Here is a 6,826-nt window from a genome sequence, read left to right as displayed (position 1 = left end):
ATACAAGGCAGAGGCGTCGATGTGTAGCTAGCCTACATGAGAAGCCGATAACGCAGTAGAAATGACCAGCAAACGCTGCCCGAAGGGTTCGGCTAAAAGCGTTTTACTCTTTGTTGAGGGATATTTGCTTAGGATGCTAGGCTACTTCCCCCTCGCCGCGATTAAAACGCTTTTATCTCGAACAAAATTTAACCGAGAAAGGTCAACACGCCCTAGAATGCTAAATAGGAATCTTATGTTTACAGGTATCGTTCAAGGAATGGCAACACTGGTTGCTATAAACAAAAAAGAGTTGTTTCAGACTCATACCATTGAGCTAAGCGACGAAATGGTTGAGGGATTAGCGATTGGTGCCTCAGTAGCTCATAACGGTTGTTGCTTAACGGTAACGGAAATTTCGGGCAATCAGATTGCTTTTGATTTAATGCAAGCCACATTGCGATTGACGAACTTAGGCCAACTGACTGTTGGTGATAAAGTGAATGTTGAGCGAGCAGCAAAATTTGGTGATGAAATTGGCGGGCATAGTATGTCTGGCCACATTACGTTGATGGCGAACTTAGTGGATGTGATCAAGACTGAAAACAACCGCACGCTTTGGTTTGAGTTGCCACAGGAATCAATGAAGTATGTATTGAGCAAGGGTTATATTGGCGTTGATGGTTGTTCATTGACGATAGGTGAAGTGGAAGAGAACCGTTTCTCTGTACACTTGATTCCTGAAACGCTAAATCGCACTTTGTTTGGCAGCCGCGAAGTAGGCGACCAAGTAAATATTGAGTTTGATCCTCAAACACAAGCGATTGTTGATACTGTTGAGCGCGTGCTAGCAAACCAGAAGTCGTAGTAGTGGTTCATCAATAACACTTGCCCTAAAAGCGTTGACTAAGTAAAAGTCGAAGATATTAAAAAAGAGCACATTAAGTGCTCTTTTTCTATTTTTGTGTTTTTCTGGGCTAGCTTCAAAATCGAGGTGTAGCTTTAAATCGAGGTGTAGCTTTAAATCGAGGTGTAGAGCCAACTCGACAAGAGAGAAAGTGTGTTAGAAAACTTGTTCGTCGTCTGCATCAATCGAGAGATGGATTCTGTCTCTCAATTCATCAACCTGCATGTCCAGATGAATTGCATTGCAACATGCAGGGCAATCGTCGTAAAAATCTTGGCTCCCATTAGAAGCATCCAGCGTTATGCTAATTGCATGACCACAATGGGGGCAAGAAACATGTTTCTCTGTGTATTTATGCATGACGAATTATCCTCACTGTACTTGCACTAATCGTAGTAGCTTGTATGGGTCGTAACAAATAGCGATATCCAACGTTGCAACTTATATAGATCGTAGTAGCTAGCTGTGATTGGTATTAAACGGCCTGTATCTTCTGAATACACGCCTCAGTTTGTGCTAAATACTCGCCGCCAAATTGATTGCAGTGGTTGAGAAGATGGTACAAATTATAAATGTCTTTCCGATCAGTATAGCCAACGTCGAGTGGATTGACGCTCTGGTAACCTTCATAAAACTCTTTTGAAAACCCTTCAAACAGTTCAGTTAGCGCTAAATCACATTCATGATCGCCCCAATAACAAGCGGGATCGTAACAGATTGGCCCAAAGGCTGAGTTAGCAACATTACCGTTCCAAAGGTCGCCATGAAGCAAAGAAGGGCGAGGGTTGTGGCCTGCAAGACGCATATTCACGACGTCAACAATATCATCGATATCGCCGAATTCGATGCCTTTTTCTTTTAACAATTGCAGTTGGAAGCCAATGCGTTGCTCAGAGAAAAAACGTCCCCATTTCTTGTGCCAAGGGTTGGGTTGAAGGGTGCTACCAATATAATTGTCTTGGTCACAACCAAACTCTTTCTGTTCACCCCATTGATGCAATTGGGCAAGTTGAACGCCAAAGTCATAGCTATTATTGCTTGTTTCAAGCGGCTTGGTCGGCAAGTAATTAAGGATAATGAACGAGCATTCTTTGGTTTTACCAATCAGTACCAACTCAGGAACATAAACGGTAGAAGTCTCTCTTAACAAGCGTAAATTCTCAGCTTCAATTTCAAACTTAGGTAAAAATTCTCGCTGGTTCACTTTTACAAAGTAACGTTCGTTACCATCGCTAATCATATAGCAATCGTTAATGTCGCCACCAGAAACCTTGGTACGTTCAGTTATCTGGAAGTTAAATAGAAGAGTATCTGAAAGTTGTTGAGAAATGGCCTGCCACATAGGAAATCCTCAAAGACTGAAGGTTAGAAATACTGTTTGTTTACTAGCAATAGTTTAGGATAAATCTGAGCAATTTATAGACGCACTCGTCAATGTTCTTGGCTCTTCTTCAACTAATGTAGAATCAATTGGCTGATTTGTGAACTCGAACTGATTCAAGCCCTTTGAAATCAAAACAGAAATTGAGAATGATATAAGGAAATAGTTTGGAACTAATCTCACGGCATGATGATTTTCATACAATAGAATCGCAGAAATAGGTTGAGATTATTTTTCACTATATTTTAGGTGTGTTTGGTGAAGTTAGGGTGTTTTGATTGAAATTTAAGCTTAAATGCTAACTCGGATCACTTTAATACAGTTTTTAGTAATAAAGAGATGACAAACAGACTCATATACATAGTATTAGGTAGGTACATATTAATCTGCTCTTGAGCTTAAACGGAGATTTATTGTGGTTGTAGAAACCGATGGCTATTTGGCTTTGATCGAACACTTATCATTTAACCTAGATGTCTTTACTAATAGTAATGGCGATACAGGTAATGAAAGTGTCGAAGACATCATCACTGACATGATATCAACAAACATCATGGCTATTTTCGAGCAAAACCCTGAGTTACATTCAAGCGTTCGTTTTCAACTATTGAAAGAAGCGGATTCAGTGGTGGCTGATTTAGGTGAAGTGTTAGCTGGTGTATGGTCAAAAAAAGCGACTAACGAACAAATTGTATTCTTAGATGAATACATCGCATTAGTGAAGAACCTGTTTGATACTGCGGTTGCTCAATACGACTAATTAGCTTCTAGTACATTTACTAGGCTAAACAGCGATAGGCGTTTAAATAGTACCTTCAAAGCAACTGTGTTATCAGTTAATCTTTTAATCACTATAAACGCCTAAAATGCCAAAACTTAGAGGCCCAATAAGGGTTATCCAATCTCGATATAATGACACCTTTCGATGTCGAAGCATGTAGGAATTGATTGTTTCCTAAATATACACCGACGTGTCGTACCGTCATCGATGTTTTGAAAAACACCAAGTCACCACTTATTGCCTGTCCATACGCTATTTCCTTTCCCTTTTTAACTTGATCTTTTGTGGTTCTTGGTAAGGCTTGCTGGGTCGCAGTTTGCACTGCGATTTGAACGAAAGCAGAACAATCTACGCCTCTAAATGAAGTCCCTCCGAAATGATATGGCACACCTTTCCACTGTTCATATACACTCATATACGCATTGGTCGTTGATTGCTCTAACTTTGACAGAGGCTTGTGTGCGGTTTGACTAAGCTGAGAAGGGGATGGCGTCGAGCTACAAGCAGCCAATGTTGCTAAAGTTATTGTAACTACAGCCATTTTCCTGAATTTCATATGTAACTCTTCTGACAAAAAACTGAAATATAAACGTCATCAAGGACTTCTAGTATACGAACTAACTTAAGGATATCTTTTTTCGTAGTCAAACTGGATTTCACATGCCCGACACAAATTTATCAATAAAACCTTCACGTTATACATTCTCGCTCATTCAAACCGTCACCGCTGTATTTATTTCCATTCTTTTGCTCGTCATCTTTTTATCTTTGGTCAGTCTCCGAGGCGTCGATCGGGTCGGGGGCCATTTTGAAGCGCTTTCGGAACAAGCATTACCTCTTGCATTAAACAACGCCGAATTAACACAAAGCGTGTTGGAGCAGGTAAAACTTCTTACTTATAGCACCCAATCAACCGACCTAAATACGCTTAACACAACAGGCAACTCGATCGACGTGTTAGTTGCCGAAAGTAACCAAACGCTAGAAGAACTCCTCTTCATATCCCAATCTTTTCCTGACGCGATTTCCGTTGAACAAAAACAAGACTTAACCGAGAACATGGCGACCTTACAATTGATGACTAGCCAAGTGTTATCGTCTCAAATTGAAATTCAGAATAAGCAAAACCTCATCGATGGCCAAGTCACTGAGTTTCGCTATGGTGTGAGTTCCATCGGACCTGAAATGAACCGTATCAGTTCTTTCCTTGTACAGAACAACCCAGAGGCTTCCGATGCGGCTAACCGATTCACAGCGAGTGCTTCTGCAATGGCGAACACCTTCCTAATGTTGATGATGCAATCAGACTTAGAAAAAGCGCAAGACGAATACAGAGAGCTTCGAAATCGAATTGCAGGCATTAACCTCGCGTATGATGACTTTTCTGAATGGCATCCAGACATCGTAGAGTTCGCAAGCTTAACAGCGCCTTATGAGATGGTTAAATCTGGCTTTGCAGATAACGGTGTATTAAGACAAATCCTGCAAAAGCTAGAACTTGTTGAGCAACAAGAAGCCGACTTAGCAAAAGTCATCCATCTGGCCAACACCGTGATAGGGACCTTAAATCAACTATCGAACACCGCTTCCATTTTAATTGATGAAAGCGAGTTTGTGGTCAATCAGACAATTGCGACGATAGAACAAAGTACTATTTATTAGTGGATTAGTGATAACGGCCATCATTTCTATTTCATGGTTGGTGTTACGTCGCTGGGTGAACAAAGGACTCAGAAACATTACTCAACAAATGAGCTTACTCGCGGAACACGATTTTTCAAAACAGAGTCAATTAGTTGGCCCATTGGAATTGCAAGTTATCGCATCAAAACTTAATTCTGTTGTCGACTCAACCGCTGATTCAGTGCGCTTGGTAACACGAAACTGTGAAACGCTTTATCAAACCGCGGAAGTCAGTCACGATGCCGCAGAGCAAACTAACTCAAGCTTACACGACCAAAATGAATCACTTCAAAACATGATTACCACCATTACAGAGCTTGAAGCATCTATTGGTGAAATTGCACGTATTTCTAACGCCTCGAATGATGACGCCCAGCTTGCTGAAAATGAGTCAGTGACAGGGAGTCAAGTTGTTGGACTTAACCAGCAGCGACTGCATGCACTAGAACACTCTTTAAGCATGAATGAAGAATCGATGGCCGACTTAGACGGGCGCGTTAAACAGATTCGGGAAATGGTCGACATGATCAGTGGCATTGCTGACAACACTAACTTACTCGCATTGAATGCAGCAATAGAAGCAGCGAGAGCAGGAGATCAAGGCCGAGGCTTTGCAGTGGTTGCCGATGAAGTCAGAAAACTTGCCAGCGATACTTCTCAGCAAACCACTAATATACGAAATATGATGAATGAATTGGTGGCAGCCGCTGATCGCTCACGGGCGTCTGTAACAGAGTCGAGAAACGAAATGGCGAATGCACTGGAAACCAGTAGTGATGTCAAGCAAGCTTTTGAAAAGATTGAAGTTGCAGTGAGTCAGATTAAAGGACGAGTCGAGCAAATCATGGTGGCGACAGAACAACAAGCCCGAGCCACTGTTGATGTTACACATTCAATCACCCGTGTATCGGAGCAGGGTGAAGATACCAAGTTGCAGTTAGAGTCTATGATTGAAAGCTCAGAACAAGTCGCCGAGATAGCAGGACACCAACAAGCCATGCTTCACAAGTACGTGCTGAAATAGACGAGCGTACTGAAATAAACGAGCTTGCTGAGTTAAGCCTGACAGCATAATAGTTGAAGCACTAACTACGCTTAAATTCCTATTGATACAGAAACGCCCTTAAGTTTTCACAAGAATCTAAGGGCGTTTTGCTTTGGTATTAAGCTTGGTTTGTTATGGAGACGGGTTTGTTATAGAGACAGGTTTGTTATTAAGATAGGTTTGATCTCAATATAAACTGAGACTCAACTGAATTCGAACCTAGTCTTTCGTTGTCGGGAATCGTGCAAATGGCTGACGTAGCATTAAGTCTAACCGTTGCTCTTTACCATCTTGAATCTCTGGAACGCCAATCTGAACGTTATCATGGCCAAGCTTAGGTTGAGCGCGATAGGTTTTGAACCAAATGTCCCACACCGATAAGAAAAAACCAAAGTTTGAGTGCGTTTCCTTAACAATGACCGAGTGATGAACTCGGTGCATGTCTGGTGTCACAATCACTTTTCTCAATCGCTTATCAATCCACAGTGGCAGACGCGCATTGCTGTGGTTAAACATCGCGCTGGCGTTAAGAACAATTTCAAAGATGACAACAGCGATGACAGGTACACCAAGCGCGATCACTAAACTCACTTTAATCAGCATTGAAAGAATCATCTCAATTGGATGAAAACGAGTTCCGGTTGTGACATCAATATCTAGATCCGCATGATGAACTCGGTGTAACTTCCATAGCCATGAAACTCGGTGAAACACCAAATGCTGTAGGTAGATAGCGAAATCTAATAACAAGACACAAACCACAATGCTAAGTTCTTTGGGAAGTGACAGGGTATTAAACAAACCCCATTGGTTATCTTGTGCGATAACCGCTGCTTGGAACGCTGCAATAGGGATTAGAGTGGCTAATAGAAAGCTGTTCAAAGCAACCAACGCAAAGTTGTTTCCCCAACGAAACCATTTACTCTGAGTCAGCGTTTTACGTGGAAAGCGGTACTCCCAAAGAGCACACAATCCAAAAACGACAATAAAACAAACAAGGCGAAGCAGGGATGGGTCTTGCATGGGAATTCCTTCTATCATTCTAGGGTC

The 6,826-nt window shown here is 41.7% G+C and carries 6 protein-coding genes and 1 pseudogene; 3 read left to right on the top strand and 4 right to left on the bottom strand.

Annotation, left to right across the window (positions count from 1 at the left end; translation table 11 throughout):
- Window positions 1-235 precede the first annotated feature (235 nt).
- The gene (locus AB4589_RS10105; RefSeq protein ID WP_122047278.1) at window positions 236-847 is read left to right on the top strand and encodes a riboflavin synthase subunit alpha; all 612 of its coding nucleotides are present in this window, start codon (window positions 236-238) and stop codon (window positions 845-847) included.
- 195 nt (window positions 848-1,042) lie between these two features.
- Here AB4589_RS10105 and AB4589_RS10100 read toward each other — a convergent pair whose 3' ends face one another.
- Window positions 1,043-1,246: a CPXCG motif-containing cysteine-rich protein gene (locus AB4589_RS10100; RefSeq protein ID WP_012603956.1), complete on the bottom strand. Its 204-nt coding sequence runs from the start codon at window positions 1,244-1,246 to the stop codon at window positions 1,043-1,045.
- A 115-nt stretch (window positions 1,247-1,361) separates the two neighbouring features.
- Window positions 1,362-2,228, bottom strand: coding sequence for a fructosamine kinase family protein (locus AB4589_RS10095; protein ID WP_012603955.1), 867 nt, complete (start codon window positions 2,226-2,228; stop codon window positions 1,362-1,364).
- Between the two features lie 454 nt (window positions 2,229-2,682).
- Here AB4589_RS10095 and AB4589_RS10090 point away from each other — a divergent pair, with 454 nt between their 5' ends.
- A complete protein-coding gene (locus tag AB4589_RS10090; RefSeq protein ID WP_009846752.1) occupies window positions 2,683-3,027 on the top strand; it encodes a DUF3802 family protein in 345 nt (114 codons plus the stop codon).
- Between the two features lie 91 nt (window positions 3,028-3,118).
- On the opposite strand, the gene AB4589_RS10085 is transcribed toward AB4589_RS10090, so the two are convergent.
- Window positions 3,119-3,604, bottom strand: coding sequence for a C40 family peptidase (locus tag AB4589_RS10085; protein ID WP_017097841.1), 486 nt, complete (start codon window positions 3,602-3,604; stop codon window positions 3,119-3,121).
- A 104-nt stretch (window positions 3,605-3,708) separates the two neighbouring features.
- On the opposite strand from AB4589_RS10085, the pseudogene AB4589_RS10080 reads away from it, so the two are divergent.
- A pseudogene (locus AB4589_RS10080) lies at window positions 3,709-5,755 on the top strand (methyl-accepting chemotaxis protein).
- 240 nt (window positions 5,756-5,995) lie between these two features.
- Here AB4589_RS10080 and AB4589_RS10075 read toward each other — a convergent pair.
- Complete coding sequence (locus AB4589_RS10075; protein WP_372100322.1) at window positions 5,996-6,799, bottom strand: sterol desaturase family protein; 804 nt, start codon at window positions 6,797-6,799, stop codon at window positions 5,996-5,998.
- Window positions 6,800-6,826 lie beyond the last annotated feature (27 nt).

It is taken from the genome of Vibrio sp. 10N.222.49.A3, assembly GCF_041475145.1.
Lineage (GTDB): Bacteria > Pseudomonadota > Gammaproteobacteria > Enterobacterales > Vibrionaceae > Vibrio > Vibrio tasmaniensis_A.
This window is presented reverse-complemented; position numbering and strand designations above follow the sequence as displayed.